Source organism: Streptococcus pantholopis (assembly GCF_001642085.1).
GTDB classification, from domain to species: domain Bacteria; phylum Bacillota; class Bacilli; order Lactobacillales; family Streptococcaceae; genus Streptococcus; species Streptococcus pantholopis.
Genome location: NZ_CP014699.1, coordinates 1,438,772 through 1,465,442, shown reverse-complemented (window position 1 = coordinate 1,465,442; position 26,671 = coordinate 1,438,772). Strand labels below are relative to the sequence as shown.

The window sequence follows — 26,671 nt, the reverse complement described above, 5'->3', positions numbered from 1 at the left end:
AATGGCACTTACAGCACTTGAAATTAAGGATAAAACATTTAATACGAGATTTCGCGGTTACGATGATGAAGAAGTGGATGAGTTCCTTTCTATCGTCGTTGATGACTATGAAGAGCTGGTCCGTAAAAATCGTGATCAGGAAAATAAGATTAAAGAATTGGAAGAAAAACTGGCATATTTTGATGAAATGCGCGAATCCCTCAGTCAGTCCGTTATTTTGGCACAGGAAACGGCTGAGAAAGTCAAAGCATCTGCCAGCAATGAAGCCACTAATGTGGTCAGCAAGGCCAACTATGATGCCCAGCACTTGATTGATGAGGCTAAATCAAAGGCTAATGAAATTTTGCGCGATGCAACCGATGAGGCTAAACGTGTTGCTGTTGAAACAGAAGATTTGAAGCGCCAGAGCCGTGTCTTTCATCAGCGCCTGATTGCAGCGATTGAAGGTCAGCTCGGTTTGGCTAACTCACCGGAGTGGAATGATTTGCTGCAGCCTACCGCTGTTTATCTGCAAAATTCAGATGCTGCCTTTAAAGAAGTGGTCGAAAAGGTTCTTGATGAACATGTTTCCGACATTGATGATACAGGTGTTTTTGATGCCACACGCCAGTTCACTCCTGAAGAAATGGAAGAGCTGCAGCGCCGTGCTGATGCAGGCAACAGGCAGCTGGCAGAAGCTCAGGCAGCTGATCAGTCAGCCGTTATTGATACATCCAGCGAGAGCGACAGCCCGTCTGGTGAAATCAATCTGAGCGAAACACAAACCTTTAAACTTAATATTGAGGAATAAAGAAAAACAGAAGCACAGCTGATACTTTTCAAGCGAGCAGGGGACGGTGTAAGCCCTGCAGTCTCTGGGCTGTCAGCTTATCATTTTCTGATTTTTTGTCTGAAAACTTACTTGGGGTAAGTCGTAAGACAGAAGGTGTGCCTGCCTTACGGGCCAAAAGGGAATTTGTTTTGGATGGAAACTATTCAAAAAGATTCTAAAATAAGGTGGTACCGCGAGCTCTCGTCCTTTGAAGATGGGAGCTTTTTTATGTTTAAAAAAATGCTGTGGTGCTGCGGCTGAGAGGACATTTTAGGTTAAACCATCCGTCCTGCAATTACCGTAAGAGTGATAGCTGTTATTTTTGATTTTTCTCTGATGGCTTTCATTCTTGATAGCCCGCATTATTATTTTGATATGATTTTATAGGAGTGTAGCATGAAATTAAAAGAAACCCTTAACCTTGGAAAAACAGCTTTCCCAATGCGCGCCGGTCTGCCTAATAAAGAACCGCTTTGGCAGCAAAAATGGGAAGAAGCAGAACTTTATAAAAAACGTCAGGAGCTCAATGCTGACAAACCTGATTTTCACCTTCATGACGGCCCTCCTTATGCCAACGGAAATATTCATCTAGGTCATGCCTTAAATAAAATTTCAAAAGATATTATTGTCCGTTCAAAATCAATGTCTGGCTTTTCTGCTCCGTATGTGCCGGGCTGGGATACACATGGTTTGCCAATTGAACAAGTACTGGCCCAAAAGGGTGTTAAGCGCAAAGAACTGGATTTGGCAGATTATCTGCGGATGTGCCGGGACTATGCCCTGAGCCAGATTGATAAACAGCGTGATGACTTTAAACGTTTGGGTATTTCTGCTGATTGGACAAATCCGTATGTTACCTTGACGCCGGACTATGAAGCGGCGCAAATCCGTGTTTTTGGTGCAATGGCAGACAAGGGATATATCTATCGCGGGGCAAAACCGGTGTATTGGTCTTGGTCCTCAGAATCTGCCTTAGCAGAAGCTGAAATCGAATATCATGACATTGATTCGCCGTCTCTTTACTATGCCAACCGCGTAAAAGATGGTAAAGGGATTCTTGATCAGGATACTTATATTATAGTCTGGACCACAACACCGTTCACCATAACGGCTTCACGCGGTTTAACGGTTGGGGCGGATATAGACTACCTGCTTGTACGTCCGGAAGGATCAGAACGCAAATATGTGCTGGCTTCAGCCCTGGTTGACAGTCTTGCTGCCAAATTTTCTTGGGAATCGTATACGGTTTTAGCAGCCTACAAAGGAGCGGAACTGGAGCTGATTGTGACCGAACACCCTTGGGATAAAGATGTTGAAGAACTGGTTATTCTTGGCGACCATGTGACACTGGATTCCGGAACAGGGATTGTCCATACAGCACCAAGTTTTGGTGAAGATGACTACAAAGTCGGGATAGAATATGGTCTGGATGTTGTTGTAACTGTCAATGAACGCGGTATAATGAATGATTTAGCCGGGTCGGATTTTGCTGGCCAGTTCTATGATAAGGTTCTGCCGACAGTTAAGGAAAAACTTGGCGACCTCCTCTTAGCCAGCGAAGTGATTAATCACTCTTACCCCTTTGACTGGCGGACGAAAAAGCCGATTATTTGGCGTGCCGTACCACAATGGTTTGCATCAGTATCAGATTTTCGTCAGGATATTCTGTCTGAGATTGAAAAGGTCAATTTCCATCCATCTTGGGGGAAGACTCGGCTTTACAATATGATTCGCGACCGCGGAGACTGGGTTATTTCACGTCAGCGTGTCTGGGGTGTCCCTCTGCCGATTTTCTATGCTGAAGACGGTACAGCGATTATGACTAAAGAAGTGACTGATCATGTTGCCGATTTAGTAGCAGAACACGGTTCTGCTGTTTGGTGGGAACGTGAAGCCAAGGACCTCCTGCCTGAGGGATTCAGCCATCCCGGCTCACCTAACGGTCAGTTCACAAAGGAAACCGATATCATGGATGTTTGGTTTGATTCAGGTTCCTCTTGGAGCGGAGTAATGCAGGCAAGAGACGGGCTTAGCTATCCGGCAGATCTTTATCTTGAAGGGTCTGATCAATACCGTGGGTGGTTCAATTCATCGCTGATTACCTCAGTGGCAGTCAATGGTCAATCCCCATATAAAAATCTCTTGTCTCAAGGTTTTGTACTCGACGGCAAGGGTGAAAAAATGTCTAAATCAAAAGGCAATATTATTTCACCAAACAATGTCGCCAAACAATATGGGGCAGAAATTCTGCGCCTTTGGGTGACTTCTGTTGATACGGATAATGATGTCCGGGTATCAATGGATATTTTGGGGCAAGTATCAGAGACTTATCGTAAAATTCGCAACACTCTGCGTTTTCTGCTTGCTAATACGAGCGACTTCAATCCTGACCTCCATACGGTAGCGTTTGCTGACTTGCGTCCTGTCGACAAATACATGACCGTTAAATTCAATCAGCTTGTGGCTGGTATTAGAGAAGCTTATGATGCCTATAATTTTCTGGATATCTACAAGGCCGTTGTCAATTTTGTAACGGTTGACTTATCAGCCTTTTATCTGGATTTTGCCAAAGATGTTGTTTATATTGAAGCCGCTGACAGCAAAGCCAGAAGGCAGATGCAGACTGTTTTCTACGATATTTTGGTCAAAATGACCAAGCTGCTGACACCGATTCTTCCGCATACAGCCGAAGAAATCTGGTCTTATTTAGAATTTGAACCGGAAGAATTCGTGCAGCTATCGGAAATGCCTGAAGCTCAGCATATCCCTGATCAAGATGCTATTCTTGAACAATGGGAAGCCTTTATGACACTGCGGACACAGGCTCAAAAAGCACTTGAGCTAGCCCGAAATGATAAAGTTATCGGTAAATCTCTTGAAGCTCATTTAACCATTTATGCCGATGAAGAACTCAGAGTTCTGCTTGATTCACTTGACAGCGATTTAGCACAGCTTTTGATTGTTTCACAGCTGACAGTAAGTAAAGAACCGGCGCCAAAAGAGGGACTTGCCTCGTCAAGTGCAGCATTTACAGTTGAACACGCCCACGGTTCAGTGTGCGACCGCTGCCGGCGGGTTGATGAAACAGTCAGGGACCGGTCTTACAATGCTTTTATTTGCGACTCATGTGCGCAGATTGTTGAAGAAGCCTTCCCGCAGGCTGTGGCACAGGGCTTTTCAGATAAATAAGAAGGGGATATATATCTACAGACTGCTGGAGAAGTTTTTTAAACTATCTCCTCTCAAAAAAAGTCTGAGACACATTAAGTGTCTCAGACTTTTTAAGTATACTAAGCATATCCCAGATTTGAAGTGTAATCCTTTGTGTCTCCGCCCTTCAGTGAACCCAATATTCTCAAGACTGACAATTATGAGGGGCAGCCTGCTGTTATTTCGTTGGGAAAGAGATCTCAATCAAATTAGCTGTATGCAATGTCTTTAGCTGATCAAAGAGGACGGTCGATTCATCAATTTTGCGCCTGAGGAAAAATTCTCGGATAGCTTCCAGTTCGCTGTCCTTGATTGCCCGGTATTTATTAGTAATCAAAATTTCATAATGCTTAGGAGCCTGTGTGAAAATGACATCTGTATTACCGGCAGAATAGACTTCTACCAATTTTGCATCTGTATTTTTTAATTGATTTTTTACTAATTCCGGATGGCTGCTGGTCGTGTTTATAAGTCTCATAATCGTCCTCCTCAAGTCTTTTTTTCTATTATAGCATGTTTTTTCTTAAAAAAATGCTAGCTTGATGAATTGCCGTGTTTTTTTTGCCATTGCCGAACTCCCCATTTATGGCTGCCGCGTTTTAATTTTTTTTCAGCTTCGTCAATAGAAAACCAAGCAATTTGATTAAAATCTTCTAAGGGATCTGCTGCCTGCCGGAAGTGAGTAATCTCATAAATATAGGCAGGATTATAAAAATAACTGTCTCGGTGGCGGGAATAGAAATACTCATCTGCCTGACCGTAATATTCCCCAATCTCTGCCGTAAAACCCAGTTCTTCAAGAAGTTCTCTCTCCAAAGCTTCTTTGTGATTTTCACCGGCTTCAATTTCGCCGCCCGGTAAAAACCAAGCGCCATTGGGAGCCTGAACAAGTACGATAGCATCTTTGTTTGCGTTGGGGATAACTGCATAAACGCCATAACGCGTTTTATAATCTGCTTGTTCTGTTTTATCGCCAAAAATTGGAATTGTCATCATGCCTTCCTCCCTTTGGTTTATTATACTAAAAATTTGAGGAAAATGCTCCTCATATGGAAGAAAGACTTGAAACAAGTTAGAAATTTGGCTAGACAGCTGCAGACCTTATCCTATTTTTGACAGTCTGCATTTAATGTCAGAAAACGAGCTAACTTCTAAGAAAAATGGTAAAATAAAGAGAAAATATTTTTATAAACGGTCAATCTGCTTGTTATTTAAGCAGTATTTTCGGATTTGAAAAATATCGCTTGGGTTTTCGCCCTTTGTCTTTATGAAGAAGCGGTATTTTACCGACAAGGGACTTGAGAATAAGCTGATTGTTATGGAGAAGAGACTAGATGTTTAATTATTTTACTGAAAGAAAGACGCTGATGACTTGGCTTATGTATCTGGTAAATGCCTATTTGCTGTATGCTGTTTGCGGTATGTTTTTACTTTCTGCAGATGCCCTTTTTTTGCAGCCCCTGCCGGTTCTTTCTGTAGCAGAAGCATTTCTGCTTATCTTAGCCTTCAGTCTGGGGCAGGGCTATCTGAGTATGCGTTTTACTTCATTTAACCCCAATCTTGTTTTTACGGGACTTATGTCTGCCTATCTTGTTCTAGGTATTTATAAGAGCCCTTCTCCCTTGCTTTTCTGCGCCTTCTTTCTCTTGGGGCTGGCAGCCTATTTCAAGCTGTTTTTAACTAAAGAAAGTCTCTCTTATATTATTCCTGCCAGTCTTTTGCTGACTTTTCCTCTGATGCTTTACCGTCTCTATCATCCCTTGTCAGTAGATCTTAAACAATTTGTTATTGAGGCGGAGAAATGGGACAGCAACCAGCTTTGGCTTCTGTTTTTGGCGGGTGTTTACGCCCTGTGTGTCTATTTTTTGCTGAATAGCGCTGGAGAAAAGCTGAAAAAGGGACTCTTTTCGTTGGCCAATAAAGAAAAGCAGCTCTACCGCTTAGTCGGTTTTATCGGTTTGGCTTATGTCTTTTATCTGTGTTTGGTTGTTGCTTATAAAGCAAAAACCCTGTCGGTATCAACCTTCGATATCGGTATCTTCTCTCAGATGTTTGAGAGTATGCGGCGCAGCCTGACACCCATGACAACCTTGGAGAGAGACAGACTTCTGTCACATTTTGCTGTCCATATTTCCCCCATTTATTACCTTATGCTGCCTGTTTACAGTTTGTTTCCTTATCTTGAAACTTTGGAAATTTTACAGGTCTTGGTTGTGTTTTCAGGAGTTATTCCGCTGCATTTTTTGTTAAAACATTTACAGTTACCTGCTTTTGCCCGACCTTTGCTTCTGCTTTTGTTTGTGCTGACTCCAGCAATGACAACAGCCGGTTCCTATCATCTGCATGAAAATTGCTTCTTGGTTCCCTGTCTGCTTTGGCTGCTTTATGCGAATATTAAGCAGTGGCGCTGGCGGCTGCTGCTGGTGGTTTTGCTGACACTGATGATTAAAGAAGATGCCTTCATTTATGTTTTTGCAGTCGGCCTGTATTTTCTTTGGCAGAACCGTTTTTCTCAATCTTCTGGATCCAAACCTTTTCTTGTTTTCTGGCAGCTCCTCTTTCCTTTGTTTTATTTTGGAACTTGTGTTTTTATTTTAACGCATTATGGAGACGGAGTTTTAATCAGTCGGTTCGATCTGCTGGATGGACAAGACGGGCTGTGGGGGGCTTTTAAAACCATTTTTCTGAATCCTACCTATATTTTTGCAAGTTTTTTTACCCAGCATAAATTACAGTATCTTTTCCTCTTATTTAGCGGCTTGGCCTTTTTGCCTTTAATGCAAAAGAGATGGGAGAATTATTTTCTGCTTTTGCCTCTAGTAGCCATTAACCTGCTGTCAAATTATGATTATCAAACCGATTTTGGTTTTCAGTACAGTTACGGCAGTACTGTTTTAGTCTTCTTCATGGCTTTATTGGCTTTGGAAGGTCTCTTTATTGATTGGCAGGAGAAGGAGCAGACACATTTCACAGTTTCCAAACGAATTTTATCCTTTATTCTGACAGCTTTGCTGTTTTCCTCAGCAATCCTTTACAGTTACACAGGCAACTGGTACAAAGATATCCTATATTACCAGCAAAATCGGGATAAATTTACTGCTATCCACCAGACTTTGGCTGCACTGCCTGAAGAGAAGAAAATACTGGCGCATTACTCTTATACCGTTGATTTGCGCAGAACCCGAGAACTTTATGATATTTTTTATCATAACAATCAAGAGTTCGATTCTTCCGTCGATTTAGTTGTCACCCCGCGCTCAACTGTAGAAAATCAGGAAACGACAACAGAAGCTACTATTGTTAAACTTTATATGGAAAAAGGCTATTCAGAAACAGCGGCATCAACAAAAGACGTCCTGATTTTGGAAAAAACAAAATAACACCAAGATACAAAGCCCGTTTAAAGAGCAAAGCAAAAATGACGGTAAGTCCGAAATCTCTGATTTCGCAGACGCACCTCTGCCAGAACGACTAGAAAGGTGCGGTCGACTGTTAAGGCGACAAAGCTTTCAGTCGTTTACGGCTAGCGGTAACTAGGTAACGATACAGATTTCCAGTCCCCTCACTTCCCTTTTCTAGGTTCGGGCTGAAATCATCCACTGGATGATTTCACTGCACAGCTCTTAGGGCGTGTTCAATTACCAAGATACAAAGCCCGTTTAAAGAGCAAAGCAAAAATAGTCTGATTTTGTCTCCTGCTAGGACGGCTAGAAGGGTGCGGCAAGACTTATAACCTTTCAAACTGCTTATTCTTTAGATTACTGTCAGCATTAGCTAATATAAGAAAAAAACCGCCCCGGATTGAGAATTTTTCCCAATCCGGGGCGGGTTTTTCCGTTTGTCAGACTGAATGATTTTTATTCAGCAGAGACAGTTTCACTTGGTGTTTCCACTTTTTTGGCAGATTTAATCACGATTTTGCCGCTGCTGGACATAACTGCCTTAAGATTTTTTTCGGTTGGATTTTCCAAATAATAATCTGTAATCGCATCTTCGATGTTTTCCTGAATGGTGCGGCGAAGCGGACGAGCACCCATTTTTGGATCATAGCCCAAATCAACCAGCTTTTCTTTTACTTTATCGGTGACATCAAGGTGAATTCCGCTGTGGCTGAGCCGAGCATTAACATCATCGAGCATCAAATCAACAATATGCAGTAGGTTATCCTTGTCAAGTGCTCTAAATTCAATGATACCATCGAAACGGTTCATAAATTCAGGGCTGAAGAAATTGCTGAGCTCTCCCAAAACAGAATTAGTACGTCCTTCGCGGGCTGCTCCGAAACCAACATTGGCCTCAGTGCGGCCGGTACCTGCATTTGAAGTCATGATAATGATAGTATCTTTAAAGCTGACTGTCCGGCCCTGGCCGTCCGTTAAGCGTCCGTCGTCAAGGACTTGCAGGAATGTATGCAGCACATCCGGATGCGCTTTTTCAACTTCATCAAGCAGAATCAGTGAATAAGGGTTTCGGCGGACCTGTTCTGTCAGCTGTCCGGCTTCTTCATAGCCGACATAGCCTGGAGGAGCTCCGACCAGTTTAGCGACAGAATGCTTTTCCATATATTCCGACATATCAAAACGAATCATGCTGTCTGCCGATCCAAACAGTTCTATTGCCAGCTGTTTGGAGAGCTCTGTCTTACCTACACCGGTAGGACCAACAAAGAGGAAAGAACCGATAGGGCGGTTAGGTGTTCCTAAACCGACCCGGTTTCGGCGGATAGCCTTGGCAATTCGCTCAACAGCATCATCCTGACCGATAACGTGGGCTTTTAAATCATCAGCAAGACTGATAAGCTGTGACTGTTCTTTTTCTTTTAAATCCCCGACCGGAATATTCGTTTTTTGTTCAACGATGGCTTCAATCGTCTTTTCAGTGATAACAGGGACATCCTGTTCATCAACCTTTTGTTTTTGCATTTCCTTATATTTGGCAATCTGATCGCGGAAATAAGCAGCCCGTTCATAGTCTTCATCACGAGTAGCCTGTGCTTTCAGGTTTTCTGCTTCAGTCAGGCGCTGATCGATTTCTTTAGGATCAACAAAATTCAAGGTTAAGTTCATCTTAGACCCGGATTCATCAAGCAGGTCGATGGCCTTATCCGGTAAGAAGCGGTCTTGGATGTAACGGTTTGAAAGAAGAGCAGCTGCTTCGATAGCATCATCGCTGTACTTAACATGGTGATAGTCTTCGTATTTCTTCTGAATCCCCTTAAGAATAGTAATGGTTTCAGCAACAGAAGGTTCGTCAACCTTAACTGGCTGCATCCGGCGTTCCAGAGCAGCATCTTTTTCAATAATACGGTATTCCTTAAGTGTGGTGGCTCCGACTAACTGCAGCTCTCCTCTAGCCAAAGCCGGTTTGAGAATATTGCCGGCATCCATATTGCCGTCACCCGCAGAGCCGGCACCGACAATTTCATGAATTTCATCAATGAAGAGGATAACATCCTGACGCTTGCGAATCTCTTCCATAAGTTTTTGCATGCGTTCTTCAAATTGGCCGCGAATACCGGTTCCTTGAACAAGGCTGACCACATCAAGTCGGATAACCTGCTTGTTTTTTAGTTTTTGCGGAACATTACCATCAACAATCTTTTGAGCCAGACCCTCAACAACAGCTGTTTTACCGACCCCGGGCTCACCGATAAGCACAGGATTGTTTTTAGTGCGGCGGTTGAGGATTTCAATGAGCCGGACAATCTCTTCATCGCGTCCGATAACAGGGTCAATGTCGCCTCGGCGGGCAATTTCAGTGACATTGATGCCATATTCTTCTAACAGGCCGTTTGGCTGCTGAACTTGCGGACCGTTAGGCCGTCCGTTACTGCCACCCCCGCCTCGGCCGCCCCCGGCCTGTGTAGGAGGTGTGTTAGGGAGCTGGCCGTTAAAGGCCCGGAAATTGTTTAAATCGCCAAAGAAATCATCAAAGAATGGGTTCCCAGTGTTGCTTTGATCCTGAGGCTGTTTACTGAGACCGCCTAAAATCGTATTATTAGGGTCAGTTTTCATGATTTGGTAGCAGTTCTGACAAAGATCTATTTGTCTTTGCTTACCATTAACATTTGTATATAAGTGAATGGTTGCTTCATTTAGATTACAATTTTGACAGAGCATAAAATAACCTCCCTTGTCATTTTCAATTCATTTGACCTTATTTAGTCAAAGATGGTCAAACTTTATATTCATATTATAACACCCCATAAAAAGAATTCAAGTAAAAAGTTTAAAAATTTAGCACTTTATCCATGAGAGTGATAAAAAATTTTTTTCAGAAAAAAACTTGCCAAAAAATGTATAATAATGTAAAATTAAATGTATAAAAATACAGGAGAAAAGCAATGAATGCCCCCCTATCTTTTTTAAAAGAGGTTGATTTCAGTAAAGAAGAACTCTTGGAGCTGATTGATTTAAGCCTTCATTTCAAACAGCTAAAAAAAGAGAAAACCCCTCACCATTATTTAGAAGGCCTCAATATTGCTCTTATTTTTGAGAAAACCAGCACACGGACACGATCAGCCTTTACTGTTGCCGGACAAGATTTAGGTATGCAGGTTACTTATCTTGGTTCGGATGAAATCCAGCTTGGCCGTAAGGAATCTGTTGCTGATACGGCTAAGGTTTTGGGTTCAATGTTTGATGGCATTGAGTACCGTGGTTTTAAGCAGGAAGATGTGGAAACTTTAGCCCGCTATGCCGGAGTGCCTGTTTGGAACGGTCTGACTGATACATGGCATCCGACCCAGATGATTGCTGATTTTATGACTTTAAAAGAAGTCTTTGGTTCTTTAGAGGGTCTGCATATCGCTTATGTAGGCGATGGCCGCAACAATGTAGCACACTCGCTTTTAGTTACAGCAGCTATTTTAGGAGTCAATATTACGATTATTGCCCCCGCTTCACTGCAGCCGGAAAAGGAAATTGTTGCGCTTGCTGAGCAGCATAATAACGGGGCTCTCATCAAGATTACAGATGAGCTTGAAGCTGTTGAGGGAGCCGACATGCTCTATACAGATGTTTGGGTATCCATGGGAGAAGAGATTGATTTCAAGGAGCGGATTGACTTGCTGCTGCCCTATCAGATCAATGCAGAACTTCTTGCAAAAACAGGTAAAACTAATACTGTTGTAATGCACTGTCTGCCAGCTTTTCACGACCGTAAAACAGAGATTGGCTTGAGTCTTTATGAAAAATACGGCCTTGCTGAGTTGGAAATTACAGACGACATTTTTCAAAAGCACAGTCCCATTATTTTTCAGGAGGCAGAGAATCGTCTGCACTCAATCAAAGCTATCATGTACTATTCTTTAAAAGAAGGATAAAGAGGAACATCTTTTCTTGTGAGTTTAGACTTATTTGTGTTAAAATAATAAAGGATAGATAATAAACTTATAGGAGAATAGCCATGGAATCACATTTAGTGAGAATTATCAATCGTCTTGATTTAATGGCGACTGATGGTGCCAATCTTAAACGTAATTTTGAACGCGATGGTGTTGTTGTCGCAGAAGTCTCTTTCAGCAATGAGCCGGAGGCTGGTCCGGTTTTTACCTTACGTGATGTTGAAGCGCATGAGACCTACTCGTTTGATAGTATTGATCTTATTGCAATGGAAATTTATGACTTATTGTATTAAACCATAAACAAGGGTCGGAGCATTTGTTCCGGCCCTTTTTCACTGGGATTTTAGACCATGTTCAATTCATCAAGATACAAAGGACGTGAAAAACGCAAAAGGAAAATAGGGGACTGACTGACGAATCGCCAGATTCTAAGTCAGGACATCTTTTTCCCGCAGCGTTTAGACCATGTTCAATTCATCAAGATACAAAGGACGTGAAAAACGCAAAAGGAAAATAGGGGACTGACTGACGAATCGCCAGATTCTAAGTCAGGACATCTTTTTCCCGCAGCGTTTAGGCCGTGTTCAATTCAATAAGATACAAAGGCCGTTAAAAGAGCAAAGCAAAAATAGGAAAATTGACGAAGAGTCCCTAAGACTCTAGGAGATTTTATCTTTTTTGCACAGCTCTTAGGGCGTGTTCAGTTCAATAAGATACAAAGGCCGTTCAAGCTCACAGCCAAAAGACGGTAAGCCAGAAATCTGTGATTTCGCAGACGCCCTCTGCCAAGACGACTAGAAGGGGGCAGTCAGCTCTTAAGGTACCAGTCTGAGCAGGTTTTCTGGTTTGAAAAAGTCTGTCAATATAAGGCGCTGCTTGCTCATTTATCTGAGAAAATGCTTTTTGGAAACTGGACAGTTCTTATTCCGTCATTATTTGGTGGATTGTATGTTTATTCAATTAATGGTATAATAAAACAAAATGACAGTATAGAGGAGAAGATAATGGATTTTTCGTTTTTGCCGACCTACTGGGCTTATTTTAATTACGGTGTTTTAGTGACCGTTATGATTTCGGCCTGTGTGGTATTTTTTGGGACAATTATCGGTATCTTAGTTTCCCTGCTTAAACGCACTAATATAAAGGTATTTGATTGGCTGGTCAGCTTCTATGTTTGGGTTTTTCGCGGTACGCCGATGGTTGTACAGATTATGATTGCCTTTGCCTGGATGCATTTCAGTCATGTGCCGACAATCGGCTTTGGTGTTCTGGATTTGGATTTCTCCCGTCTGCTTCCAGGGATTATTATCCTGTCTCTTAACAGCGGAGCTTATATTTCTGAAATCGTTCGGGCAGGAATTGAGGCTGTGCCTAAAGGTCAGCTTGAAGCCGCTTATTCGCTGGGTATTCGTCCGGTGAATGCTATGCGCTATGTTATTTTGCCGCAGGCTTTTAAAAATATCCTTCCGGCTTTGGGGAATGAGTTTATTACAATTATTAAAGATAGCTCGCTTTTACAGACTATCGGCGTTATGGAATTATGGAACGGTGCTCAGTCGGTTGTAACGGCAACCTATTTGCCTGTCAGTCCGCTTTTGTTTGCTGCTTTTTATTATTTAATGGTGACAACAGTTATGTCAGCTCTGGTTAAAAGACTGGAGAACCGGATGGGACAAGGGAGGTAAGGACTGATGGCAGAAACACTTATTTCAATTAAGAATCTTCATAAATATTTTGGCAAAAATGAAGTGCTGAAAGGGATCGATCTGGATATCAAACAGGGAGAAGTCGTTGTGATTATCGGGCCCTCCGGATCTGGAAAATCCACCTTTTTGCGTACTATGAACCTTCTTGAAGTGCCGACTAAGGGGACTATCAGCTTTGAGGGGGTAGATATTACGGATAAGAAAAATGATATTTTTAAGATGCGGGAAAAGATGGGGATGGTTTTTCAGCAGTTCAATCTTTTTCCAAATATGACAGTGCTTGAGAATATTACCCTATCTCCTGTTAAAACGAAAGGCTTGGCTGGAGACAAAGCCAAGAAAAAAGCTTTTGAACTGCTGGCAAGAGTTGGTTTGCAGGATAAGGCGGGGGCCTACCCGGCCAGTTTGTCCGGCGGCCAGCAGCAGCGGATTGCTATAGCGCGGAGTTTAGCAATGGATCCTGATGTCCTGCTTTTTGACGAGCCCACATCAGCTCTTGATCCGGAAATGGTAGGAGAGGTTCTGTCTGTTATGCAGGATTTAGCCAAATCGGGGATGACAATGGCTATTGTGACCCATGAAATGGGCTTTGCCAGAGAAGTTGCGGATCGTGTCCTCTTTATGGACGAGGGAGTCATTGTTGAAGAAGGGAAACCGGAAGCGATTTTTGAAGCAGCTCAGGAAGAGAGAACGCGGGACTTTTTAAGCAAAGTTTTATGATGACTAATAAAAAACGCTTGATGTTTCTGGCGTTTTTTGAGTTTTAAAACTGCAGGAGGGGGATGAGTCAATTGATTTTGAAAAACGGGACTGTCAGGGTTCCTTATCAAATTATTAGTATTGATCTGCCTGAAAAAAGTGTCAGATATCTGTCTAACTTAGGGGTAAAGGTAGGGTGCAGACTGGAGCTGGTTTCTAAAACAAAAACAAGTGCAATAGTGATGTTAAAGTCCAGCCGCCTTGCTTTTGATGCCTCTATTTTAAGTAAAATTAATGTAGCCGAAATAGAGAATAAGCAGTCAGAGCTTCCCTTATCACAGTTAAAGCCTGGGGAATCTGCCTATATAGCTGATATACATACAATCGGTGAAGCCAAACGCCGTTTGATGGATATGGGGCTGACCCGCCATACAAAAGTTTATTTAAGAAAGCGGGCCCCGCTTGGCGATCCGCTTGAACTTAATCTGCGAGGTTATGAACTGACACTGAGAAAATCAGAAGCACAGATGATTAGTGTGGTTAAATTAAATGATAAGGAGACAAGATGACTGAAATTGCGTTAATTGGCAATCCCAACAGCGGTAAGACCAGCTTGTTTAACCTGCTGACAGGGACAAATCAGCGTGTGGGAAATTGGCCGGGTGTTACTGTCGAGCGCAAGAGCGGCAGGGCGAAAGGCGATAAAGGGGTAAGTGTGCAGGATTTGCCCGGTATTTATTCTATGTCACCTTACAGCCCTGAGGAAAAGGTAGCCAGAGATTATCTGCTGAGCCGCCAAGCAGACAGTATTTTAAATGTCGTGGACGCAACAAATCTGGAGAGAAATCTTTACCTGACCACTCAGCTGATTGAAACGGGTATCCCAGTCACTATTGCTCTTAATATGAGCGATGTTCTGAAGAAGCAGAAAAAAACGATTAATCTGGAAAAACTGTCTTATCAAATGGGAGTTCCGGTTGTAGCTACCAGTGCTTTAAAAAATACTGGCACAGCTAAGGCTCTGAATACAGCCTGTCAAACTACTAAAGAAAGTGTTGAAACAATTCAGTATCCGCTCTATGATAGTAAATTTGAGGCGGCTGTCGCACAAATTATTGAGGTGCTGGGCAACACTGTACCGGAAACTTCTCAGCGTTTTTATGCTATTAAACTTTTTGAACGTGATCAGCTGGTTATGGCAGAGCTGGACTTATCTGACTTTCAAAAGAGCGAAATTGCCGATATTATCAGGATAACAGAAGATATTTTTACTGAAGACGCAGAAACCATTGTTATTAATGAGCGTTACGCTTTTATTGAACGTGTCAGCAAGATGGCTCAAAGTCAGGACAGCCATTTTAAAATGACCCTGTCTGATAGAATTGATAAAATCGTGACCAACCGTCTGCTGGCTTTGCCTCTTTTTGCGTTAGCCATGTTTGCGGTCTACTATTTATCTATTCAAACAGTAGGGACAATTGGCACGGATTGGGTCAATGATGTCCTATTTGGAGACTATATTCCAGCTGCTGCAGCATCTTTTCTTGATTATTTGCATGTAGAGGCTTGGCTGACTGATTTGATTGTTGATGGGATTATCGCCGGTGTAGGAACCGTTCTCGGTTTTTTACCCCAAATTTTTGTGCTGTTTATTTGTCTGGGAGTTTTAGAAGATATCGGTTACATGAGCCGGATTGCTTTTGTTATGGATCGGATTTTCAGGCGTTTCGGGCTGTCCGGAAAATCTTTTATTCCTATGCTGATTGCGACAGGCTGCGGAGTTCCGGGGATTATGGCCAGCCGGACAATTGAAAATGAACGCGACCGCCGCATTACAATTATGACAGCAACTTTTATGCCCTGTTCGGCCAAACTCTCAATTATTGCTCTCATTGCCGGTGCTTTTTTCCCAGACAATCCTTGGATTGCACCAAGTGCCTATTTTTTGGGTTTCGGAGCTATTATTTTATCGGGAATTGCCCTTAAGAAAACACGCCTTTTAGGCGGTTACGCCAGTCCTTTTATTATGGAACTGCCAGCTTATCATCTGCCTAAAATCACGGCCGTCTTTCACTATGCTTTTGGTAAGGCCTTAAGTTTTATTAAACGTGCAGGAACGATTATTTTCACTCTGACTGTTTTCATATGGTTTGCCTCTTCCTATAATTTTTCTCTGCAGGCTGTATCTGCTGAGAAGAGTATTTTAGCCGGTCTGGGTCACACTCTGTCCTGGGTTTTTGCCCCGCTTGGCTTTGGAAATTGGAAGGCAACAGTTGCTGCGCTAACCGGTCTTGCAGCTAAAGAAACAGTCGTCGCAACTTTTGGGGTGCTCTATCATAATCCCGGAGCAGAAGAGGGGAGCCGTCAGCTTTGGCACAGTCTGCAGGGCGATTACAGTTCTCTGGCCGCTTATTCCTTTTTGGCTTTTAACCTTCTGTGTGCCCCTTGTTTTGCTGCGATTGGGGCTATTAAACGGGAAATGGGGGCTTTGAAATGGACACTTGCAGCCATCGGTTTTCAAACAGGGCTGGCTTATGCGGTCAGCTTGATGATCTATCAGTTTGGACTTGTTCTCTTTTACGGCCAGCCCTTATCAGCATGGAGTATGGCAGCCCTCGTTTTACTGTGCTTGCTGCTGTATTTTGTCGGCAGAAAACCTCGGCAGTTTAAAGAAAAGATAATCAGCATTGATAATTTGGGAATGGTACAGAAGTAGCTTAGAAAGGAAAAAAGATGTCAACAGTGATTATTGCAGGTCTGATTATTTGGGCCGTATGGATGAGTTTGCGGCATTATATTAAGCAGAAAGGGTCTTGCGGGGAGTGTGACTGTTCCTGCCCGGTGAAGGAGGAAATGCAAAAAGCAGCCGGACAAAGATCGAAATAACTGCCTAATGTTACGGGATAAGAGCGCTTTAAAATACTTTTTCAGAAAGCGAGTGTTTCAGATGCTGTTTTTTGATATAATAGAAAAAAATGAGATGGAGTTTATATGGCAAACATTATTGATGGTAAGGCTTTAGCCTTGAAAATGCAGTCTGCTTTGGCTGAAAAAGTGAAACAAATGAAAAGCAGGTACGATTTAGTTCCGGGTTTAGTTGTCATTTTGGTTGGGGACAATTCTGCCAGTCAGATTTATGTGCGAAATAAAGAACAAGCTGCTCTTAAAGCAGGTTTCCGCAGTGAGACAGTCCGCTTGTCCGAGGGAGTCAGCGAAGAGGAGCTGATTGAAATAATTAATCTCTACAATGCCGACCCGGCTTTTCATGGTATTCTGGTTCAGCTTCCTCTGCCGCAGCATATTAATGATAAAAAAATTATACTGGCTATTGACCCGCATAAAGATGTTGATGGCTTTCACCCGATGAATACCGGTCATCTGTGGAGCGGCCGTCCGGGCATGGTACCTTGTACACCGGCTGGCATTATGGAGCTGCTGCATGAGTATGAGGTTGAACTGGAAGGCAAACACGCTGTGATTGTCGGCCGTTCAAACATCGTCGGCAAACCTATGGCCCAGCTCCTTTTGGATAAAAATGCAACAGTGACGCTGACCCATTCAAGAACCAGACAGCTCCCTGACATAGCTAGGCAGGCTGATATTTTGATTGTTGCCATCGGTAGCGGCCACTTTGTGACCAAGGATTTTATCAAAGAAGGAGCGGTAGTGATTGATGTCGGTATGAATCGCAGCGAAAACGGCAAGCTTATCGGTGATGTTCAGTTTGAACAGGCTGCAGAAGCGGCCAGCCTGATTACGCCTGTCCCTGGGGGAGTGGGTCCTATGACGATTACCATGCTGCTGGAACAAACCTATCAGGCGGCGCTTAGAAGTGTGATGTCATATGATTATTGATCGGACTTTTGCTGAAGAAGTGGTTCAGCCTCGCCCCCTTAAAAGCCATAAGGGGACTTTTGGCCGTGTTTTTTTGGTGGGAGGAAACCCTCCATACAACGGAGCTGTCATCATGGCAGCCTGTGCCTGTGTTAATAGCGGCGCTGGTTTAGTCTCTGTTGCGACGGATCAGAATACGATTTCAGCCTTGCACAGTCAGCTCCCAGAGGCAATGGCCTTTGCTGCGGCAGACGAAGAACAGTTCCAACAGGAGCTGCTGCGTGCAGATGTGGTCTTGATTGGTCCCGGTTTGGGAGAAGATTATTTGGCTCGGCGCAGTCTTGAGAAGGTTTTAAATGGAATTGGTCCGCAGCAGACGTTAATTATTGACGGGTCGGCACTGAATCTGCTGGCTGAAAAAGAAGATTATAAGCTCCTACCGCAAAAGCTCATTCTGACTCCCCATCAGAAAGAATGGGAACGCCTGTCCGGTCTTGCAGTTGAAAAACAGACCCCCGATAAAAATCGGGCAGCACTGACTCATTTTCCTTCTCAGACGGTACTGGTCGCTAAGTCTCATCATACAGTGATTTACGGCCCGGACAGCCAAATCGGCGAGCTGCCTGTCGGCGGTCCTTATCAGGCAACAGGAGGTATGGGAGACACCTTGGCCGGTATGATTGCCGGCTTTGCGGCTCAGTTTTCTGTTTCTTCCTTTGCTGCAGCAGCTGCTGCGGCATATCTGCACTCTGCCATTGCTGATCAGCTCAGTCAAACTGCTTATGTTGTTCTGCCGACCCGTATCAGTCAGGAACTGCCGGAGGCTATGAAAAGGCTGTCGATGAAAAATTAGTAATACCGGATTTGTCGGCTCTAAAATGATTTGATTTTACTGCTCAGCCTGATTGCCATTCACAAGACAATCAGGCTTTTATATTAAGAATTCAGGACTTACAGTAAAAATATAAAGCAGATCTTGAGCTGTCTGCCGGCTGCTTACTGCCTTTTCTGCTATTTTTCTGTAAAAATGCTATAATGGTTTTACCTATTTATAAATGTAAAGAAAGGCTTTGGGCACAGCAAAAAGCGGTTTATGATGTGGGATGGTCGAATCAGTGTTTCTGTTTTTCCATGACGTGTTTTGCTTTTGCCGTGCCGGAAGAACTTATGGCAGATTACTTATCAGTATCGTCTTTAACTAAGTATTTGAAGCTGAAATTTGAGAGGGATCCTTATTTAGAGCGGGTTTATCTGACCGGTCAGGTTTCTAATTTTCGAAAGCGGCCGGTCCATCAGTATTTTTCCTTAAAAGACGACAAGGCTGTTATTCAGGCTACTATGTGGGCCAGTCAGTTTAAAAAGCTGGGTTTTGACTTAGAAGAAGGCATGCAGCTCAATGTCATCGGACGGGTTCAGCTTTATGAACCCGGCGGTTCTTACTCTATTATTATTGAAAAAGCAGAGCCGGATGGACTGGGAGCTCTTGCTGTCCAGTTTGAGCAGCTTCGAAAAAAACTGACAGCGGCCGGTTATTTTGCTGCAGAACATAAACAGCCGCTTCCGCATTTTGTCAAAAAGATTGGTGTGGTAACCAGTCCGAGCGGAGCGGTTATCCGGGATATCATCACAACCCTGTCCAGACGTTTTCCTGGCGTAGAGCTTCTCCTTTTTCCTACCAAGGTGCAAGGAGAAGGAGCCAGCCAGGAGATTGCAGCTAATATCCGGTCAGCTAATGAGCGTTCTGACCTAGACTTGCTCATTGTCGGCCGCGGGGGCGGATCGATTGAGGATCTTTGGGCTTTTAATGAAGAAATTGTTGTTGAAGCGATTTTTGCTTCCCGCCTGCCGGTTATCTCCAGTGTCGGTCACGAAACCGATACGACTTTGGCGGATTTTGCAGCGGATCAGCGGGCAGCAACACCGACAGCTGCAGCTGAATTGGCAACGCCTGTCACAAAGGCCGATCTTATTTCTTGGCTGACGGAGAACAGGCAGAGGGCTTATCAGGCTGTCAGCAGGCAGATAGGGCAAAAGAGGGATAGATTGGCAGCACTGGCCCATTCAGTCGTTTTTCGGCAGCCGGAACGTCTTTATGACCGCCAAATGCAGCAGCTGGACAGACTGACTGCTGCTATGTTGGCTGCTGTGCAGCAGCAATACAAAGAAACTTTGCAGACAGAGCGTCTGCTCAGGCAGCGCTTGCAGTCTGCGGGCTTAAGTGAAAAAATCAGCCGCTATCAAGAAAAGCTGGTGCAGCTTAACCGCCTGCTTATGAGTAAGACAACCGCACTTTATGAAGCTCAGACAGCTAAATTTGAAAAAGCTCAGGCTGCTCTTCTGTCCTTGGACACCAAACGAATTATTGCACGCGGCTATGCCCTTGTTCAAAAAGATAAACAGCTTGTGGTCAGTGTACAAACTGTCAAAAAAGGGGATCAGCTGCAGGTTGAACTGAAGGACGGCCTTTTAGAAGTTGAGGTAAGAGATGTCAAATAAAGAGAAAACAAATGAAAAAACCTTCGAGGAAAATCTTAAGGATTTAGAATCCATTGTCAGCAGACTGGAAAATGGGGATGTCCCCTTAGAAACTGCCATTGCTGAATTTCAGGAAGGTATGCGTTTGTCAAAACAGCTGGAAAAAACGCTGCAGGATGCAGAAAAAACATTGGTCAAAGTCATGCAGGCTGACGGAACAGAAAAAGAGATGGATGCCTAATGGATAAAATTCTTAAAATCAATCAGACTATCCAATCCTATTATCAAGAGGGGGCTGTATCCCCGGACTTATCTCAGGCTCTTCTTTATTCTCTGGAAGCCGGCGGTAAGAGGATTAGGCCTATCTTACTGCTGCAGATACTTGAGGGCTTCGGGCTGTCTTTGACTGTCAGTCACTACCAAGTTGCTGCCAGTGTGGAGCTGATTCATACCGGCAGCTTGGTGCACGATGATTTACCTGCAATGGATGATGATGATTACCGGCGCGGTCAGCTGACCAGCCATAAGAGGTTTGATGAAGCGACAGCTATTTTGGTCGGTGACAGTCTTTTTCTGGATGCTTTTGGTTTACTGGCTGCCGCAGATTTACCGGAAAAAACCAAGCTTTCTCTGATTTATGAACTGTCAGCTGCTGCTGGAAGCTGCGGTATGGTCGGCGGGCAGATGCTGGATTTAAAAGGTGAAAAAAGACAGCTCAAGCTGTCAGAACTGCAAGCTGTTCATGCCAATAAAACTGGGAAGCTCCTAGCTTTTCCTTTTGTCGCTGCTGGTCTGATAGTAGATGCGGAAAATGATGTACAGGCAAAACTGGCCAAGGCTGGTTCCCTAACAGGCTTAGCTTTTCAAGTCCGTGATGATATTTTAGATGTGACGGCTGATTTTGCGGAAATCGGAAAGACTCCCCAAAAGGATCTGGCCGCCGAAAAAGCAACTTATCCCAGTCTATTAGGGCTGGATCAGTCCTACAGAATTTTGGAGGAAACGTTGGCAGAAGTACAGACTATTTTTTCCAATCTGGAGGAGAAGAATGGCTTTGCTGCCAGCCAAGTCTTAAAAACCATAGAGAGGTTAAAGCTTGATGGCTAAAGAAAGAGTGGATGTTCTGGCCTATAGGCAGGGCTTGTTTGATACACGCGAACAGGCCAGACGTGCTGTGATGGCTGGTTTAGTCCTGGCTGCTGACAACGGTCAGCGTTTTGACAAACCGGGTGAAAAAATAGAGGTCGACATACAGTTAATACGTAAAGGTGAAAAAATGCCTTATGTCAGTCGAGGCGGTCTGAAATTGGCCAAAGCCCTGCAGGTTTTCGCAATTGATGTCAAGGATAAAATAGCTCTGGATATTGGTGCCTCTACCGGCGGCTTTACCGATGTTCTGCTGCAAAACGGTGCACAGCTGGTCTATGCTGTTGATGTCGGCCGCAATCAGCTGGTTTGGCAGCTCCGTCAGGATCCGCGCGTGCGCAGTATGGAACAGTATAATTTTCGCTATGCCCTGCCGGACGATTTTACAGAAGGAGAGCCGGGTCTTGCCGTTATTGATGTCAGTTTTATTTCCTTAAAGCTGATTTTACCGGCCTTGCATACCATTTTAGCAGATGGGGGCCAAGTTGTAGCTTTGGTTAAACCTCAGTTTGAAGCCGGCCGCAGCCAAGTAGGCAAAAAGGGAATCGTAAAGGACAAGGCTGTGCATAGTGCTGTCTTAAGCACAATCACAGATTTTGCCTTAACCGCCGGCTTTACTGTATCCGGCCTTGACTTTTCTCCTATTCAGGGCGGACAGGGGAATATCGAGTTTTTAGCCTATTTGCAGAAGGCTGCAAATCCGGTCAATCGGGTGACAGGAGCGATACCAAAAGTAACAGAGCAGGCACATAAGGAATTTAGCAAACATGAAGAAAAGTGAACGTCTAGAACTGATTAAAAAAATTGTTTTAACCAATGAAATCGAAACCCAGCACGACCTGCTGGAACTCTTGGCTGCTGAAGGTCTGCGCCTCACTCAGGCGACGATTTCCCGCGATATGAATGAGATTGGAATTATCAAAATTCCTTCGTCAAAAGGCCCCTACATTTACGGTATATCTCAGGATAGCCATCAGAGTGTCAGCCCGCCCCCTAAACCGATAAAAAGTACTATCCTGTCGGTTTCTCAGCATACATCGGGTTTGGAGCATATGCTTTACCTTACTGTTGTTCCGGGGAACAGCCGCCTGATTAAACGTTTTTTACTGGAAGATTTTTCTGAGCTGATTTTCAGTGTACTGGCCGATGATGACAGCCTGCTTTTAATCGCTAAGGATACTGCTGCTGCCGATACCGTCCGCCAAAAAGTCGAAAACTGGATGACAGAGCAAGATTGAGAGGAAGACGCATGCTTCTAGAAATTTCCATTAAAAACTTCGCCATTATTGAAGAAATTTCCTTGAATTTTGAAAATGGTATGACTGTTTTAACTGGTGAAACCGGTGCGGGAAAATCAATTATCATCGATGCTATGAATATGATGCTGGGCAGCCGCGCTAATGTGGAAGTCATTAGGCAGGGAGCTCAAAAAGCTGAAATTGAGGGTTTTTTTGCCGTTTCGGACAATCCGGCTTTAAACCAGGTCTTAGCAGAAAATGGTTTGGATATTTCAGATGAATTGATTATCCGCAGGGAGATTTTAGCCAATGGCCGTTCTGTCAGCCGCATTAATGGAAAGATGGTTAATCTGGGGATTCTGCGTCTTGTCGGCCGCTATTTAGTTGATATTCACGGTCAGCACGATCAAGAAGAGCTTATGCATTCGGCCCTTCATATCAGCATGCTGGATAGTTTTGGCAGTCAGGATTTCTTTTCGCTGAAGCAGCGTTATCAGAAGCTTTTTGAAGGCTACCGGCAGCTGCGCAAGCAAGTTCTTGAAAAACAGCGCAGTGAGCGGGACAACAAGGCTCGAATTGAGATGCTGGAATTTCAGCTGGCTGAGATTGAAGCGGCTGCTCTGCAGCCTGATGAAGACCAAGAGCTCTTAAAAGAGCGTGACAAGCTGTTAAACCATAAACAGATTGCTGATACCTTAACGAATGCTTCTCTTATGCTGGATAGTGATGAGTTTTCCAGTCTGTCCAATATCCGTTCAGCTATGAACAACCTACAAAGCTTAGAAGAATTTGATTCGGACTATAAGGCCGTATCCAGCAGTATTTCTGAGGCTTATTACATCTTGGAAGAAGTCAGCAAGCACTTGGAAGATCTGCTAGCGGATCTCGATTTTGATGCGGGCCTCCTGCAGCGAATCGAAGCTAGGCTGGATGTTATCAATACCATCACACGTAAATATGGCGGCAGTGTCGCTGATGTTCTGGCCTATTTTGCTGCAATCAGTCAGGAGTACAGTCTTTTAACCGGCAGCAGCCAGTCTTCTGACAGCATGGAAAGAGAGCTGAAGGTACTGGAGAAGGAACTGATTCAGGCAGCCGCAGAGCTCAGTCAGAGACGCCGTCAGCTGGCTGCAGAACTTGAAAAAGAGATTAAGCAGGAACTGCAGGATCTGTATATGGAAAAGGCAGATTTCCGTGTTCAGTTTGCTAAAGGGAAATTTAACCGTGAAGGCAATGAAACAGTGGAATTTTATATTTCGACCAATCCGGGTTCTGACTTTAAACCCTTAGTCAGAATTGCTTCCGGCGGTGAGCTGTCCCGTCTTATGCTGGCTGTTAAATCAGCCTTTGCCCGCAAGGAAGAGAAAACAGCCATTGTCTTTGATGAGGTGGATACTGGTGTTTCCGGCCGTGTCGCTCAGGCCATTGCCCAAAAAATATATAAAATCGGCAGCCACGGTCAGGTTTTAGCCATTTCACACCTGCCGCAGGTCATCGCAATCGCTGACTATCAATATTACATTGAAAAGCAAAGCGACAGTCAAGGCACGGTCTCTACTGCTAAACTTCTGACTAGGGCGGAGCGGATTGAAGAGATTGCTAAAATGCTTGCAGGAAATGATATCACAGATGCTGCCCGCAAACAAGCCCAAGCGCTCCTGACCAAATAAAAGAGCAGGAGCATTTCCCCTTTGTTTAAAGACTTAAAACTGCATCTATGAGCCTGATACTGCAGCTGGTAAGGGTGGGTGATGTTTCGGTTTTGCCGGGGACAAAAGTTTATCTTTTATGGTAAAAAAGTGCATGACAGGAGTTTGAGAAACGGAGCTCAAACTCTTTTTGTTTGGACTGTGGACAGCTGTTACCCATTAAACTTTCTCAGACTTCAAAATTTTGGTATAATAGGCAATGATTACAAATGAATTTGGAAATGAGATAGGATAAGAAATGGCAAATATTAAGATTGTGACCGATTCTTCAGTCACTATTGAACCTGATTTAGTCGAAGAGCTGGATATTACGATCGTGCCGCTGTCTGTTATGATTGACGGAACAGTTTATTCAGACAGTGACCTAAAGGAAGAAGGAAAATTCCTTAATATGATGAAAAGCAGCAAAAATCTGCCTAAAACTAGCCAGCCGCCGGTCGGTCTGTTCGCTGATACTTACGAAAGACTGACGAAAGAAGGGGCAGAGCATATTGTTTCTATTCATCTAACGCATGCCTTATCCGGAACGGTAGAGGCTGCGCGTCAGGGCGCTAACCTAGCAGGACTGGATGTGACGGTCATCGATTCTACTTTTACAGATCAGGCCATGAAATTTCAAGTGGTGCAGGCGGCAAAGCTGGCAAAAGCAGACAGTTCCTTAACGGCAGTTCTGGAAGGTATCAGAGACATTTGTGAGAAAACAGAGCTCTTTATCGGGGTCTCCACTCTTGAGAATCTTGTTAAAGGCGGACGGATAGGCCGTGTGACTGGACTTATAAGCTCTTTCTTAAATATCAAAGTGATGATGGAATTAAAAAATCATGAACTGATTACGGTTGTCAAGGGCCGGGGGCTTAAGACCTTCAATAAATGGCTGGATAGTTTTATAGAGCATGCTCAGGGCAGAAAAATTGCTGAGCTGGGGATTTCTTACTGCGGAACGGCAGATTTGGCTAATGCCTTCAAGGATAAATTAGCTGTTTTTGGAGCGCCGGTCGCTGTTTTGGAAACCGGGTCAATCATTCAGACCCATACAGGTGAAGGGGCATTTGCAGTAATGGTGCGTTATGAGTAAGAAGTCATTATTGAGCGGATTTGTTTTTTTTCTGGTTTGTCTTTTGCTCTCTTTTTTGCTTTTAAACTGGCTGCTCCCTAAGGCAAAATCCCATTTTAGCTCAAACGGTTTTACTGCCAGTCAGACACAGGAGCTCAGCTATGTCGCAATCGGGGATTCCCTGACAGAGGGTGTTGGCGATACAACAGAACAGGGCGGTTTTGTCCCTTTGCTTGCTCACAGTCTAACATCTGATTATCAGTATGAGGTGACATCCAGCAATTTTGGTGTTGCCGGCAATACCAGCCAGCAGATTCTGAAACGGATGCAAAAAGAAGCAGACATTCAGTCTGCTTTGGCTCAGGCTGATTTAATGACTCTGACAGTAGGCGGGAATGATGTCATGGCTGTTGTTCGTCAAAATCTGTCTGATTTATCAGTGGACAGTTTCACTGAACCTGCAGCAGCTTATCAGGAACGACTGCGCCAGATTATCGAGCTGGCACGTTCCGACAATTCGGATTTGCCTATTTATATTCTAGGCATTTACAATCCTTTTTATTTAAATTTCCCGGATATGACTGCCATGCAGGAGATTGTTGATAATTGGAATCAGACGACACAGGATTTAACTCAGGAATATGATAATGTCTATTTTGTTGCGATTAATGACCTGCTTTATAAAGGGGTTAACGGTCAGGAAGGGGTTGTCCAGAATACAGGGGAACAGTCTAATGTTGTTAATGATGCACTGTTTACCGGCGATAACTTCCACCCTAACAATATCGGCTATCAAATTATGTCAGATGCAGTAATGGAGAGAATCAGTGAGACAAAAGAAAATTGGTAATAAAAAAAATGGATGGAAATGGGCTTTCCTCTTGCTTTTAGCTTTAAATGCAGCTCTTGTTGCTGTCGTTGCCAGCCGTGTTATACAAGTGAGAGAACATATCCCTGAGAGCAGCAGACAAAATGTGAATGAAGGCGTAAAAGTCGGGACTTTTTCAACCAATACCGAGCAGCTGAATGCTGCTGTAACCGCCTACCTAGCCGATTATCAGACTGCTGATACGAGCTACGCCTTTTATGCGACTTCTACAGAGATTATGTTTGAAGGCAGCTACACTTTGCTTGGCTATGAAGTGCCTCTTTATATCTATTTCCAGCCTGTACGTTTGGAAAGCGGTGCAGTTCAGCTGACAGTGACCTCTTTTTCAGCCGGAACACTGTCGCTTCCGGAAAAACAAATTCTGCAGTATCTGCAGTCCAGCTATGATCTGCCGGATTTTGTGGAAGTTCTGCCGGATAAATCCGCTATTAATATTAATGTCCAGAATATGGATAATGCGGCCGGAATTTACCTGAAAGCCAGTGAAATTGACTTGGTAAATGACCAGATTATTTTCGAAATCTATAAGAAATAAGCGTTTTTAACACTAAATAC

24 protein-coding genes are annotated in these 26,671 nt (G+C 43.8%); 21 read left to right on the top strand and 3 right to left on the bottom strand.

All coding sequences use genetic code 11. The features are described from left to right. Window position 1: 1 nt before the first annotated feature. Together A0O21_RS06705 and ileS are read left to right on the top strand one after the other, a co-directional pair. Window positions 2-790, top strand: a complete 789-nt coding sequence (locus tag A0O21_RS06705; protein WP_067063317.1) for a DivIVA domain-containing protein — start codon at window positions 2-4, stop codon at window positions 788-790. Window positions 791-1,207: 417 nt separating this feature from the next. Continuing rightward, a complete protein-coding gene (ileS, locus tag A0O21_RS06700; RefSeq protein ID WP_067063313.1) occupies window positions 1,208-4,000 on the top strand; it encodes an isoleucine--tRNA ligase in 2,793 nt (930 codons plus the stop codon). A gap of 199 nt (window positions 4,001-4,199) precedes the next feature. Here ileS and A0O21_RS06695 read toward each other — a convergent pair whose 3' ends face one another. Further along, a complete protein-coding gene (locus A0O21_RS06695) occupies window positions 4,200-4,499 on the bottom strand; it encodes a DUF1827 family protein (protein ID WP_067063310.1) in 300 nt (99 codons plus the stop codon). A 56-nt stretch (window positions 4,500-4,555) separates the two neighbouring features. Beyond that, the gene (locus tag A0O21_RS06690) at window positions 4,556-5,017 is read right to left on the bottom strand and encodes an NUDIX domain-containing protein (protein WP_067063306.1); all 462 of its coding nucleotides are present in this window, start codon (window positions 5,015-5,017) and stop codon (window positions 4,556-4,558) included. Window positions 5,018-5,355: 338 nt separating this feature from the next. On the opposite strand from A0O21_RS06690, the gene A0O21_RS06685 reads away from it, so the two are divergent. Next, a complete protein-coding gene (locus tag A0O21_RS06685; RefSeq protein ID WP_067063301.1) occupies window positions 5,356-7,401 on the top strand; it encodes a DUF2079 domain-containing protein in 2,046 nt (681 codons plus the stop codon). A gap of 477 nt (window positions 7,402-7,878) precedes the next feature. On the opposite strand, the gene A0O21_RS06680 is transcribed toward A0O21_RS06685, so the two are convergent. Continuing rightward, complete coding sequence (locus A0O21_RS06680) at window positions 7,879-10,140, bottom strand: ATP-dependent Clp protease ATP-binding subunit (RefSeq protein ID WP_067063297.1); 2,262 nt, start codon at window positions 10,138-10,140, stop codon at window positions 7,879-7,881. A gap of 224 nt (window positions 10,141-10,364) precedes the next feature. Here A0O21_RS06680 and argF point away from each other — a divergent pair, with 224 nt between their 5' ends. The 18 genes from argF to A0O21_RS06595 all read left to right on the top strand — a co-directional run bounded on the left by argF (window position 10,365) and on the right by A0O21_RS06595 (window position 26,651). After that, a complete protein-coding gene (gene argF / locus A0O21_RS06675) occupies window positions 10,365-11,345 on the top strand; it encodes an ornithine carbamoyltransferase (protein WP_067063294.1) in 981 nt (326 codons plus the stop codon). Window positions 11,346-11,428: 83 nt separating this feature from the next. Then, window positions 11,429-11,659 carry a YkuJ family protein gene (locus A0O21_RS06670; RefSeq protein ID WP_067063289.1) on the top strand — a complete coding sequence of 77 codons (231 nt, stop codon included), beginning with the start codon at window positions 11,429-11,431 and terminating at the stop codon, window positions 11,657-11,659. A 711-nt stretch (window positions 11,660-12,370) separates the two neighbouring features. Then, window positions 12,371-13,051, top strand: a complete 681-nt coding sequence (locus A0O21_RS06665) for an amino acid ABC transporter permease (protein WP_067063286.1) — start codon at window positions 12,371-12,373, stop codon at window positions 13,049-13,051. Window positions 13,052-13,057: 6 nt separating this feature from the next. Beyond that, window positions 13,058-13,792, top strand: a complete 735-nt coding sequence (locus tag A0O21_RS06660; RefSeq protein WP_067063282.1) for an amino acid ABC transporter ATP-binding protein — start codon at window positions 13,058-13,060, stop codon at window positions 13,790-13,792. A 62-nt stretch (window positions 13,793-13,854) separates the two neighbouring features. Further along, window positions 13,855-14,340 carry a FeoA family protein gene (locus A0O21_RS06655; protein WP_418346437.1) on the top strand — a complete coding sequence of 162 codons (486 nt, stop codon included), beginning with the start codon at window positions 13,855-13,857 and terminating at the stop codon, window positions 14,338-14,340. Continuing rightward, window positions 14,337-16,487: a ferrous iron transport protein B gene (gene feoB, locus A0O21_RS06650; protein ID WP_067063279.1), complete on the top strand. Its 2,151-nt coding sequence runs from the start codon at window positions 14,337-14,339 to the stop codon at window positions 16,485-16,487. The genes A0O21_RS06655 and feoB overlap by 4 nt, the downstream gene beginning before the upstream one ends. A gap of 17 nt (window positions 16,488-16,504) precedes the next feature. After that, complete coding sequence (locus A0O21_RS10650; protein ID WP_082854428.1) at window positions 16,505-16,657, top strand: FeoB-associated Cys-rich membrane protein; 153 nt, start codon at window positions 16,505-16,507, stop codon at window positions 16,655-16,657. 105 nt (window positions 16,658-16,762) lie between these two features. Next, window positions 16,763-17,626 (top strand): bifunctional methylenetetrahydrofolate dehydrogenase/methenyltetrahydrofolate cyclohydrolase, encoded by an 864-nt coding sequence (locus A0O21_RS06645; RefSeq protein WP_067063277.1) that lies wholly within the window; start codon window positions 16,763-16,765, stop codon window positions 17,624-17,626. Beyond that, the gene (locus tag A0O21_RS06640) at window positions 17,616-18,458 is read left to right on the top strand and encodes an NAD(P)H-hydrate dehydratase (RefSeq protein ID WP_067063275.1); all 843 of its coding nucleotides are present in this window, start codon (window positions 17,616-17,618) and stop codon (window positions 18,456-18,458) included. Before A0O21_RS06645 ends, A0O21_RS06640 begins: the two co-directional genes overlap by 11 nt. A gap of 314 nt (window positions 18,459-18,772) precedes the next feature. Then, on the top strand, window positions 18,773-20,101 hold the full coding sequence (gene xseA, locus A0O21_RS06635) for an exodeoxyribonuclease VII large subunit (RefSeq protein WP_067065201.1): 1,329 nt from the start codon (window positions 18,773-18,775) through the stop codon (window positions 20,099-20,101). Next, a complete protein-coding gene (locus tag A0O21_RS06630; RefSeq protein ID WP_067063271.1) occupies window positions 20,091-20,321 on the top strand; it encodes an exodeoxyribonuclease VII small subunit in 231 nt (76 codons plus the stop codon). The genes xseA and A0O21_RS06630 overlap by 11 nt, the downstream gene beginning before the upstream one ends. After that, a complete protein-coding gene (locus A0O21_RS06625) occupies window positions 20,321-21,187 on the top strand; it encodes a polyprenyl synthetase family protein (RefSeq protein ID WP_067063268.1) in 867 nt (288 codons plus the stop codon). Before A0O21_RS06630 ends, A0O21_RS06625 begins: the two co-directional genes overlap by 1 nt. After that, window positions 21,180-22,007, top strand: coding sequence for a TlyA family RNA methyltransferase (locus A0O21_RS06620; RefSeq protein WP_067063264.1), 828 nt, complete (start codon window positions 21,180-21,182; stop codon window positions 22,005-22,007). The genes A0O21_RS06625 and A0O21_RS06620 overlap by 8 nt, the downstream gene beginning before the upstream one ends. Beyond that, on the top strand, window positions 21,994-22,464 hold the full coding sequence (locus tag A0O21_RS06615; RefSeq protein WP_067063260.1) for an arginine repressor: 471 nt from the start codon (window positions 21,994-21,996) through the stop codon (window positions 22,462-22,464). The genes A0O21_RS06620 and A0O21_RS06615 overlap by 14 nt, the downstream gene beginning before the upstream one ends. 11 nt (window positions 22,465-22,475) lie before the next feature. After that, window positions 22,476-24,134 (top strand): DNA repair protein RecN, encoded by a 1,659-nt coding sequence (recN, locus tag A0O21_RS06610; RefSeq protein WP_067063257.1) that lies wholly within the window; start codon window positions 22,476-22,478, stop codon window positions 24,132-24,134. Between the two features lie 277 nt (window positions 24,135-24,411). Next, window positions 24,412-25,248: a DegV family protein gene (locus tag A0O21_RS06605; RefSeq protein WP_067063253.1), complete on the top strand. Its 837-nt coding sequence runs from the start codon at window positions 24,412-24,414 to the stop codon at window positions 25,246-25,248. Continuing rightward, entirely contained in the window at window positions 25,241-26,077 is an 837-nt protein-coding gene (locus A0O21_RS06600) for an SGNH/GDSL hydrolase family protein (RefSeq protein WP_067063250.1), read from the top strand. Before A0O21_RS06605 ends, A0O21_RS06600 begins: the two co-directional genes overlap by 8 nt. After that, window positions 26,055-26,651: a YpmS family protein gene (locus tag A0O21_RS06595; protein WP_067063248.1), complete on the top strand. Its 597-nt coding sequence runs from the start codon at window positions 26,055-26,057 to the stop codon at window positions 26,649-26,651. The genes A0O21_RS06600 and A0O21_RS06595 overlap by 23 nt, the downstream gene beginning before the upstream one ends. Window positions 26,652-26,671: the final 20 nt, after the last annotated feature.